General features: G+C 55.1%; 33 protein-coding genes and 3 pseudogenes. 10 read left to right on the forward strand and 26 right to left on the reverse strand.

Features of this window, described 5'->3' with window-relative positions; genetic code table 11:
• Nucleotides 1-210: 210 nt before the first annotated feature.
• Nucleotides 211-531, reverse strand: coding sequence for a hypothetical protein (locus HAH_RS19265; RefSeq protein ID WP_014030671.1), 321 nt, complete (start codon nt 529-531; stop codon nt 211-213).
• A 106-nt stretch (nt 532-637) separates the two neighbouring features.
• Here HAH_RS19265 and HAH_RS20410 point away from each other — a divergent pair, with 106 nt between their 5' ends.
• On the forward strand, nt 638-1078 hold the full coding sequence (locus HAH_RS20410) for a hypothetical protein (RefSeq protein ID WP_014030672.1): 441 nt from the start codon (nt 638-640) through the stop codon (nt 1076-1078).
• Between the two features lie 103 nt (nt 1079-1181).
• On the opposite strand, the gene HAH_RS15665 is transcribed toward HAH_RS20410, so the two are convergent.
• On the reverse strand, nt 1182-1559 hold the full coding sequence (locus HAH_RS15665) for a hypothetical protein (protein ID WP_023842915.1): 378 nt from the start codon (nt 1557-1559) through the stop codon (nt 1182-1184).
• 773 nt (nt 1560-2332) lie between these two features.
• Nucleotides 2333-2476 carry a hypothetical protein gene (locus HAH_RS19730; RefSeq protein ID WP_155120735.1) on the reverse strand — a complete coding sequence of 48 codons (144 nt, stop codon included), beginning with the start codon at nt 2474-2476 and terminating at the stop codon, nt 2333-2335.
• A 94-nt stretch (nt 2477-2570) separates the two neighbouring features.
• Between HAH_RS19730 and HAH_RS15670 the strand changes: the two genes are divergently transcribed.
• The 3 genes from HAH_RS15670 (at nt 2571) to HAH_RS20045 (ending at nt 4049) form a co-directional block, all read left to right on the forward strand.
• Nucleotides 2571-3395 (forward strand): N-6 DNA methylase, encoded by an 825-nt coding sequence (locus HAH_RS15670; protein ID WP_014030674.1) that lies wholly within the window; start codon nt 2571-2573, stop codon nt 3393-3395.
• Between the two features lie 63 nt (nt 3396-3458).
• Nucleotides 3459-3722 (forward strand): DUF7389 domain-containing protein, encoded by a 264-nt coding sequence (locus HAH_RS15675; RefSeq protein WP_014030675.1) that lies wholly within the window; start codon nt 3459-3461, stop codon nt 3720-3722.
• A gap of 174 nt (nt 3723-3896) precedes the next feature.
• Complete coding sequence (locus tag HAH_RS20045) at nt 3897-4049, forward strand: DUF7837 family putative zinc-binding protein (protein WP_004516568.1); 153 nt, start codon at nt 3897-3899, stop codon at nt 4047-4049.
• Nucleotides 4050-4925: 876 nt separating this feature from the next.
• Here HAH_RS20045 and HAH_RS15680 read toward each other — a convergent pair.
• Nucleotides 4926-5465, reverse strand: coding sequence for a hypothetical protein (locus HAH_RS15680; RefSeq protein WP_014030676.1), 540 nt, complete (start codon nt 5463-5465; stop codon nt 4926-4928).
• A 318-nt stretch (nt 5466-5783) separates the two neighbouring features.
• Between HAH_RS15680 and HAH_RS15685 the strand changes: the two genes are divergently transcribed.
• Complete coding sequence (locus HAH_RS15685; RefSeq protein ID WP_049891334.1) at nt 5784-6953, forward strand: ISH3 family transposase; 1170 nt, start codon at nt 5784-5786, stop codon at nt 6951-6953.
• A gap of 169 nt (nt 6954-7122) precedes the next feature.
• Here the strand turns inward: HAH_RS15685 and HAH_RS15690 are convergent.
• The 5 genes and pseudogenes from HAH_RS15690 to HAH_RS20495 form a co-directional block, all read right to left on the reverse strand.
• Nucleotides 7123-8007 (reverse strand): annotated as a pseudogene (locus tag HAH_RS15690) (AAA family ATPase); the annotation flags it as partial.
• A 785-nt stretch (nt 8008-8792) separates the two neighbouring features.
• Complete coding sequence (locus HAH_RS15695; RefSeq protein WP_014030679.1) at nt 8793-9080, reverse strand: PadR family transcriptional regulator; 288 nt, start codon at nt 9078-9080, stop codon at nt 8793-8795.
• Nucleotides 9081-9207: 127 nt separating this feature from the next.
• Nucleotides 9208-9471, reverse strand: coding sequence for a DUF7389 domain-containing protein (locus HAH_RS15700; protein WP_014030680.1), 264 nt, complete (start codon nt 9469-9471; stop codon nt 9208-9210).
• A 63-nt stretch (nt 9472-9534) separates the two neighbouring features.
• A complete protein-coding gene (locus tag HAH_RS15705) occupies nt 9535-10359 on the reverse strand; it encodes an N-6 DNA methylase (RefSeq protein WP_014030681.1) in 825 nt (274 codons plus the stop codon).
• Nucleotides 10360-10663: 304 nt separating this feature from the next.
• The gene (locus HAH_RS20495; RefSeq protein WP_014030683.1) at nt 10664-11104 is read right to left on the reverse strand and encodes a hypothetical protein; all 441 of its coding nucleotides are present in this window, start codon (nt 11102-11104) and stop codon (nt 10664-10666) included.
• Nucleotides 11105-11210: 106 nt separating this feature from the next.
• Between HAH_RS20495 and HAH_RS15715 the strand changes: the two genes are divergently transcribed.
• The gene (locus HAH_RS15715) at nt 11211-11579 is read left to right on the forward strand and encodes a hypothetical protein (RefSeq protein WP_014030684.1); all 369 of its coding nucleotides are present in this window, start codon (nt 11211-11213) and stop codon (nt 11577-11579) included.
• A gap of 8 nt (nt 11580-11587) precedes the next feature.
• On the opposite strand, the gene HAH_RS20180 is transcribed toward HAH_RS15715, so the two are convergent.
• The 4 genes from HAH_RS20180 to HAH_RS15740 form a co-directional block, all read right to left on the reverse strand.
• Nucleotides 11588-11821: a hypothetical protein gene (locus HAH_RS20180; RefSeq protein ID WP_233425867.1), complete on the reverse strand. Its 234-nt coding sequence runs from the start codon at nt 11819-11821 to the stop codon at nt 11588-11590.
• A 227-nt stretch (nt 11822-12048) separates the two neighbouring features.
• Entirely contained in the window at nt 12049-12948 is a 900-nt protein-coding gene (locus HAH_RS15725) for a transcription initiation factor IIB (protein ID WP_014030686.1), read from the reverse strand.
• Between the two features lie 57 nt (nt 12949-13005).
• Nucleotides 13006-13692: a hypothetical protein gene (locus tag HAH_RS15730; protein ID WP_014030687.1), complete on the reverse strand. Its 687-nt coding sequence runs from the start codon at nt 13690-13692 to the stop codon at nt 13006-13008.
• A gap of 567 nt (nt 13693-14259) precedes the next feature.
• Nucleotides 14260-14556, reverse strand: coding sequence for a hypothetical protein (locus HAH_RS15740; RefSeq protein WP_014030689.1), 297 nt, complete (start codon nt 14554-14556; stop codon nt 14260-14262).
• A gap of 226 nt (nt 14557-14782) precedes the next feature.
• Between HAH_RS15740 and HAH_RS15745 the strand changes: the two genes are divergently transcribed.
• Nucleotides 14783-15145: a hypothetical protein gene (locus tag HAH_RS15745; RefSeq protein WP_023842975.1), complete on the forward strand. Its 363-nt coding sequence runs from the start codon at nt 14783-14785 to the stop codon at nt 15143-15145.
• A gap of 196 nt (nt 15146-15341) precedes the next feature.
• Here the strand turns inward: HAH_RS15745 and HAH_RS15750 are convergent, their stop codons facing one another.
• The 13 genes and pseudogenes from HAH_RS15750 to HAH_RS19595 all read right to left on the reverse strand — a co-directional run.
• Complete coding sequence (locus HAH_RS15750; protein WP_014030690.1) at nt 15342-15557, reverse strand: hypothetical protein; 216 nt, start codon at nt 15555-15557, stop codon at nt 15342-15344.
• Nucleotides 15550-15753: a hypothetical protein gene (locus HAH_RS15755; RefSeq protein WP_004966200.1), complete on the reverse strand. Its 204-nt coding sequence runs from the start codon at nt 15751-15753 to the stop codon at nt 15550-15552. Before HAH_RS15755 ends, HAH_RS15750 begins: the two co-directional genes overlap by 8 nt.
• 233 nt (nt 15754-15986) lie before the next feature.
• On the reverse strand, nt 15987-16352 hold the full coding sequence (locus HAH_RS15760) for a hypothetical protein (RefSeq protein ID WP_014030691.1): 366 nt from the start codon (nt 16350-16352) through the stop codon (nt 15987-15989).
• 57 nt (nt 16353-16409) lie between these two features.
• Nucleotides 16410-16649: a hypothetical protein gene (locus HAH_RS15765; RefSeq protein WP_014030692.1), complete on the reverse strand. Its 240-nt coding sequence runs from the start codon at nt 16647-16649 to the stop codon at nt 16410-16412.
• Nucleotides 16646-16852 carry a hypothetical protein gene (locus tag HAH_RS15770; RefSeq protein WP_023842974.1) on the reverse strand — a complete coding sequence of 69 codons (207 nt, stop codon included), beginning with the start codon at nt 16850-16852 and terminating at the stop codon, nt 16646-16648. The genes HAH_RS15765 and HAH_RS15770 overlap by 4 nt, the downstream gene beginning before the upstream one ends.
• A complete protein-coding gene (locus HAH_RS15775) occupies nt 16843-17157 on the reverse strand; it encodes a hypothetical protein (protein WP_014030693.1) in 315 nt (104 codons plus the stop codon). Before HAH_RS15775 ends, HAH_RS15770 begins: the two co-directional genes overlap by 10 nt.
• Nucleotides 17154-17444 (reverse strand): hypothetical protein, encoded by a 291-nt coding sequence (locus tag HAH_RS15780; protein ID WP_014030694.1) that lies wholly within the window; start codon nt 17442-17444, stop codon nt 17154-17156. The genes HAH_RS15775 and HAH_RS15780 overlap by 4 nt, the downstream gene beginning before the upstream one ends.
• Nucleotides 17445-17913: 469 nt before the next feature.
• On the reverse strand, nt 17914-18441 hold the full coding sequence (locus HAH_RS15785; RefSeq protein ID WP_014030695.1) for a hypothetical protein: 528 nt from the start codon (nt 18439-18441) through the stop codon (nt 17914-17916).
• A complete protein-coding gene (locus tag HAH_RS15790) occupies nt 18438-19205 on the reverse strand; it encodes a hypothetical protein (protein WP_014030696.1) in 768 nt (255 codons plus the stop codon). Before HAH_RS15790 ends, HAH_RS15785 begins: the two co-directional genes overlap by 4 nt.
• A 98-nt stretch (nt 19206-19303) precedes the next feature.
• A complete protein-coding gene (locus HAH_RS15795) occupies nt 19304-19708 on the reverse strand; it encodes a hypothetical protein (RefSeq protein WP_014030697.1) in 405 nt (134 codons plus the stop codon).
• Between the two features lie 35 nt (nt 19709-19743).
• Nucleotides 19744-20424 carry a hypothetical protein gene (locus tag HAH_RS15800; protein WP_014030698.1) on the reverse strand — a complete coding sequence of 227 codons (681 nt, stop codon included), beginning with the start codon at nt 20422-20424 and terminating at the stop codon, nt 19744-19746.
• A gap of 100 nt (nt 20425-20524) precedes the next feature.
• Complete coding sequence (locus HAH_RS15805; RefSeq protein WP_014030699.1) at nt 20525-21370, reverse strand: DUF6884 domain-containing protein; 846 nt, start codon at nt 21368-21370, stop codon at nt 20525-20527.
• Nucleotides 21371-21692: 322 nt separating this feature from the next.
• Nucleotides 21693-21818: pseudogene (locus HAH_RS19595) on the reverse strand (ISH3 family transposase); the annotation flags it as partial.
• Between the two features lie 204 nt (nt 21819-22022).
• Here HAH_RS19595 and HAH_RS15810 point away from each other — a divergent pair.
• The 3 genes and pseudogenes from HAH_RS15810 to HAH_RS20500 all read left to right on the forward strand — a co-directional run.
• A complete protein-coding gene (locus HAH_RS15810) occupies nt 22023-23207 on the forward strand; it encodes a poly-gamma-glutamate biosynthesis protein PgsC/CapC (protein ID WP_014030701.1) in 1185 nt (394 codons plus the stop codon).
• Nucleotides 23204-24400 (forward strand): Mur ligase family protein, encoded by a 1197-nt coding sequence (locus HAH_RS15815; RefSeq protein ID WP_014030702.1) that lies wholly within the window; start codon nt 23204-23206, stop codon nt 24398-24400. The genes HAH_RS15810 and HAH_RS15815 overlap by 4 nt, the downstream gene beginning before the upstream one ends.
• Nucleotides 24393-24662, forward strand: a pseudogene (locus tag HAH_RS20500) (carboxypeptidase-like regulatory domain-containing protein); the annotation flags it as partial. The gene HAH_RS15815 and the pseudogene HAH_RS20500, both read left to right, overlap by 8 nt.
• Between the last annotated feature and the right edge of the window lie 123 nt (nt 24663-24785).

Below are 24785 nucleotides of genomic sequence, written 5' to 3' on the forward strand. Positions count from 1 at the left end.
AGGGTAGCGGCAACCGTAACAAACGCCCATACCACAAGCGCCAACTTGATACGTAGATATTCGCCTCCTAGCTTATCGAAACTGTTGGTCATGTTCATGTTATTTTCTCTAGGTATTAAAGCATAACTCATCATGCACTAATTTTGCCTCAGTCTCAATTCCACTGAAACGACTGAACCACCTGATTTCCCACACATCAGATGCCTATCTTCATCTCCTAATACAGAGATGCGGGCAGACGGTCGTCGCCTGGAAGACCTCGCAACTGCACCAGCCGGCGTGGATCCCGTTGGGATGCTCGACCAGCGAGCAGTTCGCAGGACAGTCGCCGTCGACAGAGACGAGAAACAGGTCCGGGCGGCCGCCCTTTGTTACGTCGACACTGGCATCGAGAGCGGCGTTCCACGTTGCTGACCGACGCTGTCGGATCTGCTGGAAGTCAAGATCACGGGTCCCGCTGGGCTGGCGGGATATCCACTGGTTTGGTGGCGAACACTCGCTAGTCGTAGTGGGGGACTCGGCTGTTTTCATGGTGAGTCCTCGTACTAATACATATATTCCCAAACAGCAAAAAAGTTGCGATAGAGTCGATACAGAGCCGATTTTGTGTTTCTCTAGTGGCTGAGAGAATCCAACAATGAGTAGTAAATACCAACGTGGGAATACGGGTCCGAAAAAGTTGAAGTGGCGATGGAAAGATGAGACTGACAATCGGTCGCTGCCCCAATCGTGGGCCGACAACGGTCGCACAGAATCTCCCAAGGAGAACGAAGTGCAGTTGTACGCAATCCAGTGTCGGGCTGGGCTCTTACTTGAGTGGCTGGTGAATACACGAACTGGAAAGCTACTCAGGGGCCCGTTGAGCGAGAAGCCGGGAATTCGTGTTCTGTACGTCACCGCTGACGGTGAGCATGCGGTCATGAAACAGTTGGAGGCCCGCGAAATTGATGACAGTTGGAAGCCGCCCAAGCAGTTCGCCAGCGTCATCGCGAAGCACCCGGAGGAGGCTGATCCAGTTCCAGATTCCAGTCAAGACTACTATCGACGGGGGGTTGAAAACCTGTACGACCCGTTGTAGCCGCTGTAGAACGGTTTCTTTGCTCATGACAGCGATTGAAACGACCGTTCAGTGAGCGTGCAGATTGATTGGAATACCAAACAGACAAAAGACGGAACACAACTCATTCTTGGATACTGAATTCAATCTCAGTCTCTTTTATCGAGACGATGATGTTCGATCCCATCCGGAGATCGTATTCTTCGATATTGAATGGATACTCCTGTTCACGTCCATCACCGAGGGAAATTGTGAGCGTATAGTCTCCAGTCTCGGTGATGCCTGAATACACATTTTTCCTGTTACTGGGATTGACCGCTGTTTCGCATTCAAACACGCTTGAATCGCCTGTTACGACTGATACCGCCACTGTGGCTTGTTCCGAACTCTCATTATAGAGTACGACGAAAATGTCTTCTGCAACATCCGGGTCAGTCTCTGCGGAACAGCCAGCAAATGGAATCAGTAAGACCGAGAGCGACAGCAGTGATCGTCGCTTCATCACTTGGCGGGTGATCCGTCATCAGTAAATGTCTTGTCTGTATTGAGCGAACCGACCGCCTTGGAAGCGGCCACTTGTCCGTGACCGACTTGCGCTCTGAAACCATCAGGACTACTGAAACCTATTACCGGTTGAGGGTTTCAACAAGGCCAACTATCCCATTTGGTGTACTTTAACAACTAATAAGACGCATTTTTTCTAACCAGTGACCAGGTTACACAAAGTATTTTGGTTTTTCGGAGGTAAAGCAATCATGAAGCGTCGAAAAATAATCACATCTACGCTATCCGTAATATTCTTGTCTGGGTGTACCACCGATTCAAACGATCAATATACACTGAACAGTACAAGCACTGAACCCACCCCTAACAGTACAAGCACTGGATCTACCCCCTCAGCTGGAGATTGCTACCCACAGTTTTGTAGAGGCACAAAGCTTGTAGACGTGGTTGTAGACGCAGACTTTTCGGGTACAGTTGTAGTAGAAGCAGCATGTCGTGAGAGGAGCTACAAACTCCAATCAGGAGACTCAATCACGATCACACGGAAGGTTGATGGCGAATCTTGCGATATTATAATATCTGCAAATAATCAGACAGTGTATAACCAGACTATAGCTGACTATGTGTCTATTTCTCTTCGAGTTGGCCCAGATGGCAACGTCTCTAGATCAGCAATTACAGAATTGTAACTATATAAGATCGGCTAAGACTCTGACTCTGAATCAGTCGGCTGGTTTGTATGCATAGTACGTGTTCGCGTAGAATATTTTGTTAATTTATTCCAGTCATATTGAAAAGAAGAATACTAATCCTGTAGATCTCGTGTCCTCTTTCTCCGTTTCCATCGCCATTTGGGAAGCTAACTGAGAACGGGTTTCCGTCGTGCTTTTGTTCTATTCTCTCTGGCTTTTTCATTAGTTGTACCGACCAGCTCATTTCACAAGTAGAATTCCCAGAGCGGTGCCCTCCGGCAGGCCAGATTTTGTGACTCTCTGGTGGCTGAGAGAGCATGGCTTCGCCACAGATCGACGTCAACGAGATTGTTGCAACGCTTGAGCAAATTCGCCAGCGCGGGCACAGCGCCCACACGGTCTTTCGAGACTGGGTCAACCTCATGCTGTCCGCACTGCAGGACCGAGACGATCCGTATCTGGAGATCGTCGACGACTATCGCGAACGCGGCGATATGGACCATCCAGACGGACAGCGGTCGGTCGACCTCTTCGCCAAGGCGTTCGGCCAGCTCCAAGAACGGATGGCGGCCACTGACGCTGACGTTCTGAGTGCTGTCTACGAGGCGTATGGAATGTCCAGCGATGCGTTCGGACAGCACTTCACACCCCACTCTGTTTGCGAGACGATGGCCGAGATCGCCGGCGTTGGCGACAAGAGTGATACCGAGGACCGACAGACGGTCCTTGACCCGGCCTGTGGGAGCGGTCGAACACTGCTGGTCGCCGGTCGAAAGCAGCCAGACGCGCTGTTTGTCGGGCAAGACAAGGACCCACTGTGTGCTCGAATGACAGCACTGAACTGCTGTTTCCTGAATCTGGACGCCTACGTTATCCAAGGCGATTCACTGACTGTCGAGTTCCAGCGAGCGTGGCAGACCTCGTACTCTTCGCTGGGTGGAAGCGTTCGCGAGCTAGACGACGAGAAGGTCGAAGAGCTTCACGAGTGGGTGACCGACTCCTTCGAGAATACGGTCGAAGGAGGGAGCCAGCCCAGTCCAACGCAGGGGACAGGCACGGGCTCGGAAGATCGAACACCTCCCGTTGCGGCGTCTGTCTCGAGTGAGCAGGCCAATCTAGGTGCGTTCGAGAGTAGCGATTGACGGCTATTTTGTGTGCCCCAGTCGGGTGCGGGGCGTTCCAGTGAGAGCGTCCCGAGGAAAACCATGTCAGAAGAATCAGACACAGAGCCGGATGCGGCTCCAGACTCAGTTGAAAAGGTCGAACGAACGGACTTTGGGTGCAGTATGGAAGCACGGTTGGATCGAGGCACAGACACTCGCGATCAAGACAGAGTGACGATCAAATCGAAGGGTGAGACTGCTGCGGAGACGATTGCGGAGTTCTACAAGCTCCTAGAAGAGTACGACCAGGAGATCAGTGGTCGGCTTCGAGATATCCAGCCAAGAGAAGACGCGGCAGGCGAGTAAGACGACGAGTAGGACTCCCTATTATACTGCCCAGCGGTTGGGTGGGTGTGACCGTGAGGGCGGAACACACGGTTCTGTTAATTAGCGCGAGGCAGTGGCTAAACGCTTATATCCGAGGGTAGGCAATTTTTGCGTGGACAGAACACTGTCACACGCTCCTTCCATCCCCTTTCCATGCCTGATGACACGCAGAGTCTCGGTCGCTGTCCAAACTGTGACGAGCGTATCACAACTCCGTGGCTGCTGGTTGAATACGAGAAAGACGATGGCACGGAGGGTATCTGGGCCGAGTGTCCAATGTGTGAAGATGTCGTTGCGCCGGAGTAACGCAACATTCTCTCCGCGCATTCCACTGAGTGTACGGGCTGACAGTACGGTGTTTTAGCCATCCGCATTGAGAGTTTCAGACAACGCTCTCATACCGGGTTTTCGCGTCTTCGACTTGATCAGTACAGGGGAAGTACCTACTGTTCGTCTAAGAGAAAGCTCTCCCAACAGCTCAATGATCCTTACTCGGCTTGGTTATTTGGGTCAAGTATGTAATAAACCACAGCTATTGTGACAGACATCGACACCGCCTCAAAAGGGACCCAATCACCCAGTAACAGGGTGAATACAAGGACAGCAATGCCGGTTAGACTACCTGTCAGAACTGCGTATCTTCCGCGCGACAGAGTCCGTATCCGCGCATCTATACGCCGATAGAGATGTTTCACAGTACCAGTACAATATCAATATTCCTCTATAAGTCTGGTCAATCCGCAGACATACTAAGCAGATAGCTTCTCGCAAAGGTCATGAAACACACCACCTCTCGAACTGATTTATACCCTCATAGTCCGAGTCAATTAGCTTACTCACCGCCGATGATATCGTTCGCCGTGAACTCAGGTAAATTCCGGTGAGACAGTTACCTCTATAGTAACAATTGAAACGGTTTACACACTGATCGCACTGCCGTCGTGCGATCAGGTGTGCATTGATTTTCAATGGCTACTATAGTCTACAGTCGCCCCCCTCATTGCCGCTGTAAGAGGATAGGTAAAGCAGCCACAGCGTGTGTATCAAAGCGATAACCCCGCGCTGTCACTGACTCAGGAAAGGCATCATCGCTGGAGAGTCCATATCGCATTCTAAGTCTGCAGGATTACACTACGTCGAACCCTCGCTAAGGACACTGTCACTCGCGGCCTTCGTCACTACTTACAGCAGTTTCGCTTCGATGTACTGGTCGATATTCTCGGTGTCATCGAGTTCGTTCAGCGTATCCAGCGCTCCTTCCATCGAGTCGAGGTCCTCGGCCGTGAAATCGTCCTGTTGGGCCACACGACCTAGACTCACGAGGAGCTTGATTTTGTTCACGTCCGTCTCAAGACGCATCACTTTCGTGACGACGTTCTCGTTGTCGGGGTCGTCCAGTCGGACGAACGCCGGCGGGATTACGTCCCGAAGCAACGCCGAGACGTAGAGGTTGTCGTCGGTAGCGTCGCTGGGAACGTCAGCGAGCATCTGCTTGATTACTGAGTGGCGGTCGTCGGAGTCAGCGTAAACGACGTTACGGACGAATTGTCCCGAGTCGACGCGGCGCAGGTCTCGGTCCTCATCGACTTGGACACGAATCAGTTCTAGAATCTCGTTCGGGAACTCTGTGCTAATGTCGTCGCGGTGGACACACACGTCTGCACCGTACTCACCGATGTCGAGAGCGGCGAAGGGGTCAGCCAGTAAAGGAGCGTTAGTCATATCGGTAACATCCCATCGGCATCAGTGCTGCTACATACGATTCTAAACGCAGCCAACACAGTATGTACGGATGCAGACATAGGATTACTGGAACAAATGTACTTCCGCCGGGTCGTGTTTCGGTTCCATCGCGTCGTAGGGATCTTCTTCAAGCACAAGCATAACATGCCCGGAGTCGAGTTCTCGGACTCGCCATGCTGGTGTATCAAGTACGTGTTCACGACCGCCGAACTGCTCTATCACCTGCGGCGACATGACTGTAATCCAGGATCAGTACTTCACAAAGCTGGTTAGTTGAGACGTCTGCTTGCTGAGGATGTGTCCAAACACCAGAAGCAAGCAGACGATGAAATCCACGAGGACCAGCTCCTTAACTTTCTCGTCAACTCGCTTGACGAGGAAGTTGTGCTTGGACTCGGCAACAATGCTGAAATCGATGCTGTGGACATCTTAGAGGTCCTCGTCGGCGCATGCGCCGACGGGACCTCGATATCTGAACTCTGCGAGACCAGTGAAAATTCTCCCCACAAAAACACGGTTCTGTACCATCTCCGTGAGAAGTTCGACCTAGCGTCGGTTGAACAAGTCGGGAACTCACTCCTCCAAAAGGACGTTCTAGAGATCCTACCCAAGCAGGTGGAGGTCTGCGCAGACCTCCACCTGCGACCCTACTACGGTGACAAAGACGAGACGGATGGTCTCTATCACTCAGAAGCAAAGCGTGGAACTACCGCATTCCACGCCTATACGACACTCTACGCGCGTGTGAAGAATAAACGGTACACGCTGGCGGTGCGCCGTCTCCTCGACGGCGACACCGCCAGCAGTGTCCTCGCTGAGTTTCTTGGTCTCCTTGACGGCCTTGACCTCAGCGTCAAGGCCGTCTATCTTGATCGGGAATTCTACGATAGCAAGTGTCTCACGCTTCTTCAGGCCCACAATTACGCGTACGTGATGCCGGTTGTCCGGTGGGGAAAGACGATCAAGCAGGAACTCTCGGAAGGCTGGAGTCGTGTCATCCAACATGATCTGACGGGAAAACTCGACGGTCACAGCTGGACCGTCGATTTTCCCGTCTACATAGACTGCACCTACCAAAACGGGCGGTACGACGAACACGGAGTGGCGCGTCACGGCTACGCCGCTGACGCGCCGTTCGTTGAGACTCCACGAGATGCTCGATACCACTACGCGAAACGCTTCGGTATCGAAGCCAGCTACCGACTCTCCGAACAAAGCATTGCGACAACCACAACGCAGAATCCAGTCGTACGGCTGCTGTACGTCGTGGTGAGTCTACTCTTGCAGAATGTCTGGCGGTATCTCCATTGGGAGTACGTGGCGACGCCCCGCCGTGGCGGGCGTCGCCTTTGGTCCTGGTCGTTCGAGGAGTTCATCAATATGCTGTGTCGGGCAGCGTGGACGGCCCTCGCAGTGCGTCGGGCCGTCCCCGCGAACCGGCCACCGGACGACCGGTTCCACCGGTAATCATCAGGAAGGACGCCTCCTTTTGAGTGGCAACGCTGCCGCGTCGGCGGCTGATCGCCGCCGACAGCGGCAGCTTCCCCTTCGATTGGCGTCCCTTGACCACTATCGACGACTCATCTCGACAGAACAGGTGACTCAGGTCAGGTTAACTGGCGATGTTTTGTGAGGTACTGAGTCTAGCCTGCTCTTCACGGTCATGCGCCTCATCAACATATTCGATTTTTACTGTATCATCGTCGTGTTCGTCGGCAATCTCCCCTGCATATCGGAGGATATCGATTGCCTTGCGCGCGTCTCCATGTTCCTTCGCCGCGAGTGCTGCTACTTTCGGGATAACATCTTCATCTAGAACATCCTCACGAAAAGCATCGGAACGAGATTTGAGGATCTCCCGGAGCTGGTTCGCATCATACGGTGGGAAAACGAAGTCTCGTTCCGACAGGCTTGATTTAACTCGTTCATTGAGAGAGTCTTTGTAACGGATTTTGTTACTGATACCAATCACACCAAGAGTACTTTCTGTCACCTTGCCTGCTTCGGCAGCGCGTGACAGTTGCATTAGAACGTTGTCACCTTCTAATTTATCTATTTCGTCAAGAATAATGATTCCAACATCCAGCCGTGCATCAAGAATATCCCAGAGACGGCGGTAATAGTCCGAGGTACTCACCCCAGTATGTGGAACTGTTATTTCTGTCTCTTCTGGGCTATTGAGTGCTTGAGCAATTGTGCGGACTGTCTGTGTCTCAGTTGATTCTTGGAAACAGTCCACGTATGCGACGCCGATCTTGACACCGTTGTCGGCGGCCGCCTCAGTGAGATCGCGAGTTATATACTTTGAACACAGGCTTTTGCCCGTACCCGTTTTTCCGTAAACCAATACGTTGTTCGGGGTGTCTCCCCGCTGGGCGTCTTTGATAGCATTAGCGAGCTTTCGAAGTTCAGTGTCGCGTCCGATTATCCGGTCACTCTCCGGAAGGTGGCTCACTCTGAGGAGTTCCTTGTCAGCAAAGATTGGATCTGGATTGCCGAAGAACGACTCAGACTCATTCATACCAACACAATCTCATGGACTTCATATTAATATTGTCCACCACCTTGCCGCTGTAAAACAGGTAAGATTGGTATGCTATATTTGAAAAGTCGTATATCAGTCGCTCAGTTCCCATCTATTGGTGATATCCTACTCCAGGATACTGTGTGAATTTAGAAGGTAGTAGTACTCCCACACCCCGTGTTGCCGCTGTAACAGTTGAGATGAGTTTCCAGATGAAAGCGGGCACAATAATGAGTGATAGCATACCTACACGCTATCTACACGCGCTTGAACAGATCCTGTGTAGAAGGGGTGAAAACCGGTATTTCACGCTACCGACGCTAAAGCGTCGTTATTTTAGTACGCTAAAGCGTGGTACGGTACCAAACAGCATAGATCATAATAAAACTGATGATGCCTGTCCTAATTTAGTGGCTACGCGGAGTTATCAACTTGATATGGTAACACGCTGTGGCTGCTTTGCCGATTCACTTACAGCGGCAATGAGGGGTGTACAAACATGACCTCGCATAAAAATAAGAGACAGGCAACTGTTCTCGATTGTTTACAGCGGCAACGAGGGGTGCGACTGCAGACTAGTCTAATACTAGCGTGTCATAGAGTACGTCACACACCCTCTCCTCCTTGCGATCACCGCGGATGATTTCGCCGTCTGGAAAGTCTTCCAATCTGGTGCCACACTCTGTAAATTACCCCTTATAACCCTGTTCATCGTATTTTGAGACGACCGCGTGAACCACGTTCTCAATCTTGACTGCGGCGTGGCCATTCAGAGTCGGAAGTCATCCAGAAGGCTCACCCGCTCTGTATTGTTGTTCCCACTCGTTTCGAGCAGCTATCTCTCGTTCGCCACGTCGCGTGATTGAGTAGATGTTGGTCCGTCTGTCTTTTTGTGCCTTCTCAACGAGCCCTTTGTCGACAAGTGTGTCAAGGTTCGGGTATAGCCTCCCGTGATGGATTTCTCCCTCGTAGTATTCCTCGATCTCCTCTTTGATCGCGAGGCCATGTGGGCCGTCTAGACCGCACACCACGTACAGTAAATCACGCTGAAAACCGGTGAGGTCAAACATCTCAGGATAGCTAACAACTTTGCGCCATTAAGTTTACTGAAATTGACCAAAATCCAGACGCATTGATGGCTAGGACCGGTCTCGAAAGCGGCTGAAATCTGATGTTAAATGGTTGTCAATCCCCGTCTTACTCGCCTGCCTCGTCTTCCCCTGGCTGAACATCCCGAAGCCGACCACTGATCTCCTGGTCGTACTCTTCCAAGAGCTTGTAGAACTCCGCAATCGTCTCCGCAGCAGTCTCACCCTTCGACTTGACCGTCATACTGTCTTCGTCTCGCGTCCCGGTTCCTCGTTTCATCCGGGCCTCCATACTGCACCCAAAGTCCGTTCGTTCGACCTTTTCAACTGAGTCTGGAGCCGCATCCGGCTCTGTGTCTGATTCTTCTGACATGGGTCTTCTCGGGACGCTCTCACTGGACCGCCCCGCACCCGACTGGGGCACACAAAACAGCCGTCAATCGCTGCCCTCGAACGCACCCAGACTGGCCTGCTCACTCGGAACAGATGTCGCAACGGGAGGTGTTCGATCTTCCGAGTCCGTATCTGCCCCCTGCGTTGGACTGGGCTGGTTCTCCGCCTCAACCGTATTCTCGAAGGCGTCGGTCACCCACTCGTGAAGCTCTTCGACCTCATCGTCGTCGAGTTCGCGAACGCTCCCACCCAGCGAAGAGTACGAGGTCTGCCACGCTCGCTGGAACTCGACAGTCAGTGAGTCGCCCTGAATAACGTAGGCATCCAGATTCAGGAAACAGCAGTTCAGCGCCGTCATTCGGGCACACAGTGGGTCCTTATCTTGCCCGACAAACAGCGCGTCTGGCTGCTTTCGACCGGCGACCAGTAGCATCCGACCGCTCCCACAGGCTGGGTCAAGGACCGTCTGTCTATCATCGGTATCGCTTTCGTCTCCGACGCCGGCGATCTCGGCCATCGTCTCGCAAACAGAGTGGGGCGTGAAGTGCTGGCCGAACGCATCGCTGGACATCCCGTATTCCTCGTAGACAGCACCCAGAACGTCAGCATCGGTAGCCGCCATCCGTTCTTGGAGCTGGCCGAACGCCTTGGCGAAGAGGTCGACCGAGCGCTGTCCGTCTGGATGGGCCATGTCGCCGCGCTCGCGATAGTCGTCGACGATCTCCAGATACGGATCGTCTCGGTCCTGCAGTGCGAACAACATGAGGTTGACCCAGTCTCGGAAGACTGTGTGGGCGCTGTGCCCGCGCTGGCGAATTTGCTCAAGCGTTGCAACAATCTCGTCGACGTCGATCTGTGGCGAAGCCATGCTCTCTCGGCCACCAGAGAGTCACAAAATCTGGCCTGCTGGAGAGTGCCACTCTAGAAGGAATGCCTGTCGAGTGTTCGGATCATGAGTCCCCACTGGAAAAGACGGGGAACCACTCGCGGCACTCGGTACAGGTGGTACCACGTCGTATTTCCCCATCATGAATTGGGTCTATTCCGTTCGGGGCATCGCAATGTGGACACGCAACCGTCTCAGCGTACTCACTCTCACTCATCCCTACCAGTACTCCGACTCGACACACCTGATTCTGTCGTACTCAGTAGCGAAAGAGACCTCATAGCAGCTACGGCGGGTCGTACAGTTCTTCGACCGAGCGCCGGTAGTGGTCCTGGCTGGAGTCTGGAACGGGATCAGCCTCCTCTATGTCCTTCGCGATGACGCTGGTGAACTGCTTGGGTGGCTTCCAACTGCCGTCAGTTTCGCGGGCTTCGGACTCTTTGACGAGTGCGTGCTCACCGTCAGCGGTGACGTACAGGACACGAATCCCCGGTTTCTCGCTCAGCGGACCCCTGAGTAGCTTTCCAGTTCGTGTATTCACCACCCACTCAAGTAAGAGCCCAGCCCGACACTCAATTGCATACAGTTGCACCTCATCTTCTTCGGAAGATTCTGTGCGCCCGTTGTCGGCCCACGACTGGGGCAACGACCGATTCTCCGTCTCATCTTTCCAGCGCCACTTCAACTTTTTCGGACCGGTATTCCCTCGTCGGTATCCACTACTCATTGTTGGATTCTCTCAGCCACTAGAGAAACACAAAATCCGCTCTGTATCGCCTCTATAGCAACTTTTTTGCTGTTTGAGAATATATGTATTAGTACGCGGACTCACCATGAAAACAGCCGAGTCCCCTACCACGACCAGCGAGTATTCGGCCACAGACCAGTGGATATCCCGCCAGCCCAGTGGCACCCGTGATCTTGACTTCCAGCAGATCCGACAGCGTCGGTCAGCAACGTGGAACGCCGCCCTCGATGCCAGTGTCGACGTAACGAAGGGCGGTCGCCCGGACCTGTTTCTCGTCTCCGTCGACGACGACTGTCCTGTGAACTGCTCGCTGGCCGAGCATCCTAACGGAACCCACGCCGGCTGGTGCAGTTGCGAAGTCTTCCAGGCGACGACTGTCTGCCCGCATCTCTGTGTTCTCCGTCAGCACGCTGCCCTCGGTGATCTCGACCTGCCGATGCGGAACCAGACCTGAAGCACAGCTCAGCCGTCGCCCATCGAAACGTCGGCCAGCGGCCGAACGTCGACGTGCCCAGTCCGATCGTGGTCAAGACACTGGCACAGTCGTTCTCGAACCGTTACCTGCGAACACGGCTCGACGTCAACCCCTAGCCGCGGATCGTCTCGAATCTGGACGTACTCTGCGTCGACGTCCAACGGCGTGTGCTCGACCCGACACCAGATCGTCTTCGCTCCGGCTTGGTCTAGATCAGTCACGTACCGAGCAGCCACCGCTTCGTGGCGAAGTTCGACAAGGACTCGTTCGACAAACGATGCGACTTTCGTTGGCGACCGTGGCGCTGGGACCGGCGCAAAAACACTCGAAGAGTCGTGCTGTGCCGCCGATTCGGGAGTATCAGTAACTGACAATGTCTCACTCAGGACGTGCTTGCTGGCTCGCCCTGCACCCTCGCCGGGGCACGCAAAACAACGGTCGCGAGCGCTCACGCAACGATATGCTCCTCGATCTCTTGGAACCACTGCCGGGCCGTCGTAATATGCACATCCAGTGGCTCGCAGATCGTCGCTTGTGTGAGCCGGATGTCTGACTCTTTCCCGGCGAGGTACAGAGCGCCGGCTGCGACACCGTCTGGTCGCCCGTTGACCGCTGTTGACTCAGTTGCCTGCTCTGCGAGTTCGAGTGCCCGCTGGCGAATCTCCGGGGAAACGTTGAATGGAAGGTCCGAACAAATCCGCGCCACCCAGTCCACCGGAAGCGACACTGGAATCGGAAGGTCAAGTTCCACCAAGAACGTCCGGTAGCAGTTCCATATATGGGAGTCTGAACACCGTGCGACATCGGCTACCGTCTCCATCGTCACGAGGCCATTGCACCGGCAGGCGGCGTACACAGCGGCCGCTGCACCGCCCTCAATCGACCGTCCGATCAGGAGGTCTTTTTCCTGTGCTTCCCGGAAGAACGTGGCTGCCTGCTCTTTTACCGCGTTGCTCTCAGACAGGGCACTCGCGATGCGTCGGATTTCGCCAAGCCCGTGAGCGAGGTTCCGGTCGCGCTTGCTGGTGAACTTCGACCGGCCATGGAGTCGTCGCTGGCGAGCAAGCCGTCGACGCCGTCTCGGAGAGATGTCTGCACTATCGACGCTCCCGATATTCGTCGACAGGCCTCGGTCGTGGCGAGTGACCGTCCGAGGTGCGCCCGTCCGCTGCTGTTCCTCCTGATCGTACGTTCGCCACGATGGCCTGCGGTCGATCCGGTCTTGGTCGGTCACCAGGCCACAGTCCTTGCAGTTCGTTTCTCGCCCGCTGCTATCGAGTTCGCCGCCACACTCGGGACAACCCGACGTAGCTGCAAACAACGCTGTCTGGACAGTTTGTGAAGACATATTTCGAGACATCCTCTCACCTGACCAGAGGGTCAGAAAACACACTGCGGCCCCCGGTTAGGCGTCTGGCAGTTTTCCATCCGGGCGGGGGACTCGCTGGGCGTCGATCTCGATCTCGACCCGGCGACGGTGCTTGCACCGCTCGGCGACATCGGGACAACTACACGTCTCCTCAAGCACGTCGACCTCGTACCGGCTATCCGACGCTGAGTGAACCTCGTAGCGACCGGGCTTTGCGAGGAAGGAAACATCGATATCTTCCTGCTTCGCTCGTTTCGTACGCGGTTCGTCCTCGGAGGTGACAGCCAAGGGGTCCTCGTTGGGGTCTGTGACACCGCCGTCGTCGAACCGGACCTGCATGACTCCGCCGTCAGCGACTGCTTTGCGGGGTTCGCTGTCGACGTGTAGTCCAAACTGGTCGTCGAGAGCGTCGTCGTCCACCCACTGTGGGATGGGGCGCTCGCCGGTCGCGAAGGCGACTCGCTTCTGGTGCTTGCACTCCTCGCCGGGGTTGAACTGCTTCCACTTGCACTCACAACTCTCTGTCCGAGTGTCGACAAGGTACTCTGAGCCAGACCCGGAGTTGACCAAAAAGAGGTCGTCGGCGTTTCGTGCCCGACCAATCGAGTCTAACACTGTCATGACTTCGGTCAGCGCCCGAACGGTCCGGTTGTTCGGGTCAGCCTCCTCCAGTTCGCTCTCGTCGATGCTGCTGGCGTCGCTACGGGATTCTGTGGTAGCCATGAATGACAGGCGGCACGCCCTCTCTGGGACGCCCCTCACCCCGCTGGGGCGCAGAAAATTCGGCGACTAGAGTTGTTGTGAGTGGAGTGAATCTGTTCGTAGGTAGGAGTGGGCAGTACAGGGTATGCAGTGACCGAAGTTGATACAATCTGTCCGGACAACGTGAGAAGTCGGCTGCTGACTATCGAGTGGATTCAGCAAAGAAGCGTATCGACATTGGTGTTTCCGAGTATAGAACGGTGACCTGGCTTCTTTAAGCATCGGGAATACAAGCAAATGTAAGTCTAATGAGTGAACGCCACTGTCCAGATTGTAATGTCCAAATGGAAAAGACGAACGTAACCGCAGAAGGAGTCGGTGACCTCTACGTTGAAACCGAAAGAGACGGTGGTGTGCTTGACCGACTCGGTGTTGGACATCAAACACCCCTTCATGCGTTCCTTTGTCCGGAATGTGGTTTGACTCAGCTCCATGCCGAACTTTCCGAGTGAATCGTCAGCAGCCGTACCGGGTCTTCCCCAAGGACATACTCGGTTGACAGCAGTGAGTTCGAATCAATCACCGGCCTCAGTTGGTGAGGAGTTCGGGTGTGACGATCATAATTATGAGCATGCTCACCAGCACGACAAGTGCCGTGAGCCGCAAGACGCCGGCTGCCCGTCGTCGAGGTTCCGGCAAGGACTCGGCAATACCAGAGAAAGCCATCCCGACGATCAGAAACAGTATAGCATAGAACGGTGTCGCTCCTTCTACCACGACGTAGTACCCTTGCTGCCCGGCCAGCAGGAGTGCGCCACAGAGGTTAACTAATGCAAGACGTCTGGAAGATTCGCCGAACAGGGTTTTATCAATGATGGAGGGCATCGAGCGTGTCGTCGCCCGCGACGTTGAAATGTTTCGGGTATTCACGTACCCGCCGCTGAGACGAGTATCAGGTTTGATTGTGAAACGCTGCTGATAGCGTTGCTGACTCACACTGTCTATTCAGCACTTGCCGTTGTAACGGCTATCGGACAGGTCCATTGGGCAATTGCTGAATTTAGAGGTTCTATGCAGCAAAAATAAGCACACTCGATTTCAACAGCGAGGTGTGTCATTCGAAAAGTCCCTCCCACTAGCTGTCCTGATTGGTTGCTGCATTGGTGGTGGAGTTTACCGATACCTGCTTTCGGATTGGTTCTTTGTATTAAGCATAGCGACGATCTACATTGGGGTTGCGTACTTCATTTTAGCGTATGATGTCACACTGCTCAGTGAGCAATTCACGTTCTACGATAGGTACGACAGGCTTGGCCATGCCGTCGGTGTCTTCGGATTGAGCATAGGCCCGTTAGCACTCATAGAATATGTTGGTCTTCAAGGATCTGAGGTTGTCGGCGTGCTGATATGGTCGATCGGTGTAATTGCGTATTTTGTGCTTATATCGAATGCACGGAGTCAACAGCGGCAGTAGCAACTGATGACACACAACCTTGTCATCGGTGGAAGCGAAGGCATCAGCGGTAATTGTTGTATACGCGCCTTGTATCTGGTACAGATATCAAAACATCTCTCTGAGCTGGTAGAAATATCGCTGGTCAGTTCGCACACCTATTGAACAGGCGTTACAGCCAGTATCATGGCTAAAGAAACTGCCTTTTTGCCGCCTGTCAGAGTTCGGTCGCCTGCATCTGCTCGTGGGCGTCGGGGTTGACTACCGGGATGACACCCTCGATCTCCTCTTTGCCGTACTCCTCGCGAATCAGGTCGTGGATGTCGTTCGCGAGAGCAACGGCCTCGTCTTGCTTGTTGGAACTCGCCTCGTTCTCAGGAAAATCTGCTGGCCCGACACCCTCCACGACGATGAACAGCTGGTCGTCACTCATTTTCGACCGCCTCGACGAGCAGCGTCGTTTCGGGCAGGTCGTCGCGAGAGGTCGACAGGAACTCGGACGTCTCTAGCGTTTCCTCGACCAACTCGACCAGTTCCTCCGAGACATCGCCAAAGTGAACGATGGCGTCGGGATCGGGGTAGTTGTCGTACTGCTGTGCAGCCGTCTTGTCCGTCTTGTTCTTACTCATAGTCAGTCGGCAGAGCGCCCTCAGTGGGACGCCCCGCACCCCACTGGGGCACAGAAATTATACGATGGCTCGTTCCCAGCCATCCGATTCATCGCGATGAGCCTCACCTACCTCCTGAAGCGGGACCGCCGGACCGGCCTGCCGGTCCAAGGTGGAGCGTGTCCCCCGAGCGCTTGCGCTCGGGAACCGTGAGCGTGAGAGTGAGCGAAAGAGTGGCTGGTACGGCTCCTCGATTATTTCGCGATCACGTTCCCGTCCTCGTCGATGGCATACCTGAGTGGGTACACGTTGCCGTCGATATGCGTGGCCTTCTTCGGCAGCGTCTCGTTCAGCCACGCTTCCCGGTCGGCGTCGGTCTGGATGTCCTCGTTCGGGGAGTGGACGCTGAACAGGTCCATGCTCACCCAGCGATTGACCGTCAGCTCACCGGACGGGGAATACACCTTCACGCGCTCCTTTTTAGCGTCAACGCCGCCGACAACAACTTCAGGCGCATCTTCGGCTGTTTTCAGTCCATCACCGATATCCACGGCATCAGGGTCGATATCGAGGTCGTCGCACTGCTGTACAGCCGTCTCGTCTGTCTTGTTTTCACACATAGTCGGTAGGCAGAGCGCCCTCTGTGGGACGCCCCTCACCCCGCTGGGGCACAGAAATCACACGATGGCTTGCTCCTCGGCATCCGATTCATCGCGACGGATCTCGCGTGCCCGCTCTCGGAGGCGAGACTGGATCGGCGTCCGGTTCTGGTGCTTGTTTTCGTATGCGAGATACTGCTGGACCGTCTCCATTGAGTGCATACAGTTGATGCCGGCGACGATTGGCTGGAGATGGTCGGCGTCCAGCAACCGCTCGGGAGGGAGTTTGTCGAGGATTGGGTCAGGAGTGTCGCTCATGAATCCTCCTCTCGGAAGTCATCGAGTGTCGTCCTGCGTTTGTACCGACAGCCCGGGTAGTGAGCCAGCAGCGTCTCGTCGACGGCCTCCCAGAAGCCGATTTTGTGTGGCGCAACCGACTGCCAGAACCGGGCGCGTGCCAGTGCTGCCGCAACTCGGTGGCGTTCCTCGCGACGCCACTGCTCACGCTCAATCATCGCCATGCCGACGCTCCCTCCGGTCGATCCGCCATGTACGAGCTGGCAAGCTCCAGCCCAGCATCGAGTGACCGCCGCGTCCCGACCAGTTTGGTCGCCCGTTCGAGCGTCCAGCCAGCGTCACTGTGTTTGAGCAGGACTGTGGCTCCAGTGTCGGGGATGTGCCACCCGACCGTGTCGTTGCCAGCGGCGAGAAATTCCCATTCGCCCGCAGCGGCCTCCTGTGCCGCGCTCTGTGTGTCAATCAGCGCATCCGAGCGTGGGCCACCAGCACCGAAGTCGCCCAACGTGGCCGTTCCTGCTGCGTTCATGCAGCGACCTCCCGGCGGTCCCAACCAGCGAGTTCGGCGTCGATGGCGCTGATGATGGTTGTGACCTGTTTCTCTAACGTGTCTGCCTGCTCGCCGTTGACGTCCAAGAGCGAGCGTAGTTCGAGTACATCCGGGAGGGCAATGCTGTCCGAGCGCCGGGCCACCGCACGGAGGACAACTGCTTGAACATCAGCGCTGTCAGGCTGCCCTCGAACAGTCGTCGCGATGGACTCGACGAACCGCGAGGTGGGTGGCTGCGACAGGTCTTCCGAACGACGGCAAGACATATTTCGAGACATCCTCTCACCCGCCAGAGGAACACAAAATGGGGGTCGCTGCCGCCGTGGATAGGATTTTGCTTATTACACTGGTTAGATACCTGCTCAATAGGACGGCGCACTGATCGCGGGGAGTCTTCGATTGATTAGAAAGACAAATCTTGGTGAAAACTGCGTGTGTTTATCCGTGTCTTGGTGGTATACTAGATCCAATGAGAAAGAGTGAAACACCAGCCATTGCGTCCCGTAGTGACCTTCCCTCTGCCAACGAGGACGTAGCGAAACTCCGTCTTAAGCTACGTCACCACTCGCTCGAAGAATTGGAAGAAACAGGGTTAGTCAGGCTGGATAGACAAGAACAGACTGTCAAGAAAGGTCCAAAATTCAACGACAAAAAAGCAAGAATCCGATTGTACTAAGAGAAGCTGTACTGCTCATTAGCGGAGCAGACCCACCAGTTTCGTGGAACTACCGCCGGCTACCCAGTCCACCCGCCGATCTTGACCTGTGTACTGTCTGCCGGAGCATCGTCTGCTGTCTTCCCAACTGAGTCAAATGGGGGCTCGACGAGACGCGGCACTTCATCGTCGTATGTCCGGTCAGGGCGTTTCACACAGTCGACCAGCAGGATAGGACTGCACTCACTGCAAGAGTGCGTTGCCCCGTCGAAGCCGTTGATACTCACCGACCAGGAGATAACGCTCACGAGCCGATACGTCTCTGCTGCTGGACGACGAGTACTGGCAGACTGGCAGCCAACAGCGCCACAGACATCGCAGGTGACGAGATAGTCTCGATCTGCCTCGTGGAAGAGCGAAGCGGCCTGTTCGACGTTGTCGCGGTCCTGAAGCGCACACTCCCGGCAAATCGTAAATCGGAACACGCCGTCTTCTCGGTCGACCTCGTTGGGCCACCGGACATACGTGTACGCCTCGCCGGAGATATCGGCTCTGTCTCCACAGAAGCGACAGCACTCAGCCGTTGCCTCGGGCTGGACGTCGGTCACTGAGACCACCGTGCAAGTGTTGACTGCTCGCGAGCAGTGTCCACGGGGCAGAGAAAGCGCCACTTGTATCGCTCACGGATCGACTTGTCCTCGCGGTTGCTTGCCTGTCCCGGTTCACGGTAGCCCGTACAGGTCCAGCCCTTGTCTTTCAGTGCCCGAACCATCGCGCCATCATAGTCCGAGCGTACCCACGTCAACAAGAAGCGAGTGTTACGGTCGTCACTCTGCAAGAATCGCTCCTGTGAGCGGGCTAGCGCCGCCGACGCGAGGTTTGGCATCCGAACGCCCATGCAGATACGCGCGGCCTCGACGAGCGAGTCCCCAGAAATCACCTCACTGTCAACGACTGGTGTGTCCGTCGACGGAAGCACCCGCCGGGCGGTCGCTCGAATCTCCGCTGGAAGACTGTCGATCTCGACGGGCTCGGGACAGAGCTGGCCGTCGACGCCGTACCGGATTCGCTTCTTCGAGATGAGCGGGTAGCGGTACGTGATAGCCCCGACTAGCGAGTCCTGAAAGTACATCCCATGGTGAGCGAGATTGACCGACGGCAGTGACCCCATGTAGGAGTGGTGCGCCTCGTACACGGCGGCCGCTGTTTCTCTGTCGATTGGCTCCACGCCGACATGATCGGCAAATCGAATCCCGAGAGGTGCCGTGAACGGGTCGCCGTTGGCGTGAATCGGACAGGAACACTCCCCTGTGTCTGCTGGCGGGCGATGCTGGAACGACTGTGTTCGCGTCGATGCTGAGTGTGTGGACATCCTCGCACCCGCCAGAGGAACAGAAAATCGCTATCGAGTTACCACGGGGTTATCACAATGCCTGCGTCGGGACCTTCGATATACACTGGTTCGCACCCTCAGTAGAAGATCGTGAACCGCTCAGGCTGATACGCAGGATGCTTCGCAAGCGTTGCGATTGCACGGCTCACGTCGGCTGGCGGGAACTGTGGCTCGCCCGACCGGAGTGCAAGGCGGCCAGACTGGAGTGGCCCCCACGACTGGAACTGGTAGTCAGCTGGGGGTGTGAACGTTTCTCGGGCTGTTGCCACAAGATACTCAGCACCGTCGACAACCTGTGCGGCTATCGGATACCGGGCAGATTCCGGGCGAACAGTGATAGCTCCATCGAGCGCGGGGACCACTTCATCTTGCCAGACAAACGCCGATGGTGGCTTGACGACTGGAATTGGTTGCTCGTCGACGGGCGATTCGCTGCTGTTCGTGGCTGATCCGTCACGGGCTTTGGAGGTTGGTTCTGTCATCCTTGCACCCGCCAGAGGAACAGAAAACCGCCGTCTCAGTCGAGGCCGGGGAGTCGTTCAGCAATGATGATGCCGCCCCTCGGCCCCTCCAAGTACAGTGCTGTGTGCCCTCGGAAATAGATGGTGTAGCGGTCCGGAACGTACTGATGTCCGGTCGAAAGCGTCGCGATAGCCTTCGACAAGATCCGCGCCGAGAACAGTGAGTCGCCGTTGTGGTTCGACAGGCGGCCGGATTGGAGTGGGTCCCAGCTGTCGAACTCGTGGTCCGCTGGTGGCGTCAGTGTTGTCCGGGCCGTTGCGATCAGGTAGTCAGCCCCGTCGACAACTTTCGCGGCGGTGTTCGTTACGTCTGGAATGAATTCCACATTCCCCCCGAAGTCGGTCATCGGCTCGTTGTCCCAGCGCAATGCTTCTGGATGGCCGTCTACCGGCACCGGCGGGCCTCGGAACCCCTCGCTTCGGATATGTGATTTTGCTTTGCTCTCGCAACCGAATGTCTCCCCGCAGGTACACTCGAACGATTCGTCGTTGCGGTAGTAACCGTCGGTATCCTGTGAGCGGACGAGTTCACCGTCGTCATCCATGTAGATGGTGTCGACATACCCCCACGAATACGACACTTCGATCTCGTGCTCCTGTCCGGGCTTGCTGAAGTCGAAGCCGGCTTGCTGGTCTGGCTGTCCGTCCTGCGTCTGAGTCGGATCAGTTTCCGTCATCCTCTCACCCGACAGAGGAACAGAAAATCGCCCGACATAGCGTGTAACCAACAGACGCGATGAGTGTTGGTTAACACAGTCGGTATCGTGGGTTTGCGTGCTATCCACCCTGTTCTCCTTCCCCGCCGTCGGTCGCAAGACTCGTTTGTCTCGTGGCAAGGAACCGTTCGGGGACGTTCTCGAATGCATCCAGCCCTGCCTGCTCAGTCCCCTCGACGTCGACGCCACTGTGGCCTGTTTGCCACGTAGCAGAGTCACGCTCGAAGCCCCCGTCAAAGGCCGAGAGTTCTGATCGTCGGGCTGGAGCCGCTGCTGACGAGAGTTCTTCGACGCGGTCTGAAAGCCAGTCCATCTGGTCGAACATCCCGTCGAAGTCACGCTCCTGGAAGGGGAAGCGGACTGTCGCTTTCGGCGGAAGGGAAGTGTACGTCTCTCGCCCAGCCCGAATCGCAGTTGGTCGGCCGTCGAAGATGTCGCGCTCACGCAGCGCGTCGACGTAGTCGCTGCCGGCCAGAACGACCAACTCCCGACAGGGTGACTCCTGTTGCTCGGCAGCGTATGGTTGCCGGAGCCAATCACCAAGAGACGAGTGGACACGGAGCGCCCAGCGGTCAAGGCGGGTTTCGACCTGTTCCCCTGACGGCAGCCAATAATTGGCTTCTCCCTCGATGGGGTCGCCGCGCAGGTCCTCGATGGTCGTATCGTACGGGGCGACCGTCTGCCGAGGCATCAAGATCCCGTGTTCTGCAGAGAGAACCGCCCAGGTGTTCGCTTGCCGGTCAGCGGTTCGAGCCCACTGGACAGCTGCCTCAGCATATGATCGCTTGACCGCAAAGTACGACGAAGTGTAGAGGTCCCGAGCTTCAGCTGGATCGTCGGTTTTCGCGTCGCCGCATCCGATGAGTACGAAGCGGCCACGAGTTCGCTCAGTCTGTGCAGTAGTCATCTGTCTCCCTCGCCTTACAGGGAGTCACAAAATCAGGATTTGATAGTCCGGGTTAGTTGGGATTGGCTTGATTACCGACCTAAAGAGTTAGTTCTGCATTCGGATAAACCGGCCTGTCAAATCATGAAAAGCAAGTCTCAGTCGATCACATCGACAGCCGCGTAACCCCGTTTGATGACGGTGGACCAAACCGAACTAGCTGTGGAGCATCTTCGAACCGCTGGTGAGCATGATTTTCGGGATGGACCGTCGCTGTCGGCGGCGGACTGCCGCCGACGCGACAGTGTCACCACTGACGATCGCTGTCCGGCCCGATGGACAGCTACCGGAAGAACCGGTCGTCAAGTGGTTGATTCGCTGGAACAGACTTGCGGACACCAAGTGCTGTCCAAGCTGCGCGAAGCGTCATTTCGCAGAATTCCGTGAACGACCACTGTAAGAGGCGGCGCGCCGCCAGACTGCACATCCTCTCCAAGCAGACGCTTACTCTAACCCAATGTGATCGAGTGAGTCTGGGTTAATTAATTTCTATTTTCAGACAATCCGTCTTAATCGCACAGCCGCCAATCCGAAACCCGTTTATTTCTATCGACAAAAATAGTGTATACACTGGATTGAATCTCCATTGAATGTGGAGCGGCAGAGAATTAGTATGTTAATCGCTACCGCGATGATGTTGGTTGGTTTAATACTTGGTATTGGTGCCGCTCAGCTTGCTGGCCTTCGTCTAGGTGGTGTCATCGTTGTGCCGCTAGTTTCGGTGTATTTTCTCCAGAGTTTCGCAACGCTTCCGGTGTTTATCGCTAGTGTCGCTGCAGCATACTTTTCGCTCCGTATTGTGAAAAATAGATTGCTTGTTTACGGACGCCCGTTGTTTGTCCTCAGTGTGATAATCGGGGCTATTGTACCGGTCCTAGTATTTAAAATCCTGTCAAACGCTGTTGGAATTGGAGTCGGCCTCTCACAAATCGGATTCATTGGGAGTGTTCTCCCGGGCATCGCAGCGTACAACTACCACCGTATAGATGGTGACAAGCGGGTATTAGACATGGTCTGGAGTCTAGCTATTGTATTGTTTTTGAGTGTCGCCGGGATTGCGCTAGTTATTTTCGTTGGACTGTCTCCGATTGCGGGAGCACTGCCCCCAGTATTACTCAGTCCCAACTCAGATATCGCTAATGCGTTCGGACTGGTTGTCAACACCGAAGTGGTTCCAATAGTAATGTCGGATCTACTGACAGTTGGACTACTTGGACTGGGCATCCTCTTTTCAGAGGGGATCAGATCACGGTATGGACTCCGTGTCGGGGGCGTCATCGTAGTCCCACTCATTGTTATTATCGCGTTCCGAAACGGCTGGATGCTTTCTCTATGGGTTGGGACAGCCGTTCTTGCCTACGTTGCCGTGGCGATTGTCCATTGGTGGACCTTACTGTATGGCAGGGTGTTACTGGGACTTGGAGTCATCATGGGATTGCTAGTGAGCATTTCGGCCACGACAGTGATTCCCGCGCGGACTGGACTACTGCCATTTTTTACGGGAATCCTAGGCGGTGTTACAGGCTATAATTTGCACGTCGTCCCGCCGGCAGAACGACGGGCGACTGTATCTGTAACTGGCAGTGTCCTTATTCTCGTCACAGCAGTGGCTAGGTTTCTAGTTATACCGCCACAGACTGGATTGCTTGTGTCTGTCTCAGGCAGTCACGTAGCTATCGGAGCAGCCGTTTGGCTTATAGCGTTGTATGAGCTATACCATCTTGAGCGAATACGCCCCAACGAGACTATCCCGGCGATTCCAACAGGTGTTGCTGAGAGAGTGGATGATCAACAGTGAGCCGGAAATGGCTACCAGATCTAGGTGTTGAGACTGCGGGAGAACTTCTTGATTTAGCGAAGGTAAGTGCGATGAACGCAATCAGTGCTGGTCCAGCTCACCGACAGCGGCTGGACTCAATAGATACCCGTATTGTCGTCTCTGGCGTCCGGGGAAAATCCTCTGCAACGCGGTGGCTCCATGATGTGTTCCACCGACGTGGCAGCGACACGTTCGCCAAGATTACCGGAGACGAACCTTTTACTCTGCACAACGGGAATAAGCGAAAAATAACAAGAAGCGAGCAGGTGCGTCTATACGAGAATGAGCGGGAAATCCGGCGGGCCACTGGTGCGGATATTGCCATTGTTGAGAACCAAGGAATTCGGCAATATACGACACGACTAGTTAATGAAGCATTCGTCAGGCCGGACGTGATATTCCTCATTAATGTCAGAGAAGATCATATGGACACGATGGGACGGAACAGAACAGCAATAGCACGGTCATTATCGCGAGCGGTCTCTGAAAAGACAACGGTGATTGTTGGCGAGTCAAATCCAGCGCTCCGGTCATATCTGACCGCAGAGCTTGAACGACGAAATGCGACAGTCAAATATGCTGATCCACCAGACTGGGCAGTTGAGTATCCTGGTTCAGAAGTGGTATTTGGGCTAAATAAGGTGCTCAAAGCACTAGATGAGCCTCCGCTTCCAGCCTCCAAAGTAGACCGGAAGCTTTCCACAATGATGCCTGAATGGCAGGTTCTTCCCGACGGTCGAATCTATGACGCTGCAGCTGTCAATGATGTTCAGAGCACAGAGATCGTCCGCCGCGCACTCATCGGGAACTCCGATACAGTTATTGAACCGCTTGTCAACCTTCGCTCGGATCGTCGTGGCCGAACCGCCTCATTCCGCCGATACCTTGCCTCGTTAGTGACTGATGGGTATGTCGAGCAGGTACACACGCTCGGAGACGACCAGTATGTCTTCGCAAACACGGCTGATTTCTCGGTTCAGAAACACGACGATACAATGCCACCTTCGACGCTACTGGAGGAATTATTCTCTGCCAGTAACCCCGTGTTCCTCATGGGGAACACTGTTACGGACACTATGCGGAAACTGCAGGCCGAAATTGAAAACCAGACGACCGGGCGGATACCTGCGGCAATCACACAGCAAGGTAGGAGGGACTTCGACGGTGACTGAGCATAACTTTTCCCGACGAGATTTTATTAAAATATCCAGCCTCGCTGGAACTCTCGGACTAGCAGGTTGCAGTTCAGTCGCTGATCTCTTTCCAGCATCGGATCCAGCAGGTGACGGCCCACAGTCTACGGGTAATGCCATTACCGGTCGCGTTGTCGATACTGATAGTACACCAGTTGTTGGCGCACGGGTTACCGCGCTCGGAGCTGCTGGCTCGACACTTGCTACTACCCGAACCGACGGGGACGGGCAATTCTCTCTCGCATTGCGTCGGCCTGTTTGGATCCGAGTCAGCGCGTCTGCGTATCGCTCGCGCGTCAGAGCCTGCGCGCCAGGTCCCTCAAACCGCCTCGTCCTATCGAAAGCCGCGGGATCGGCAACCATC

This window comes from Haloarcula hispanica ATCC 33960 (genome assembly GCF_000223905.1).
Classification (GTDB): Archaea; Halobacteriota; Halobacteria; order Halobacteriales; family Haloarculaceae; genus Haloarcula; species Haloarcula hispanica.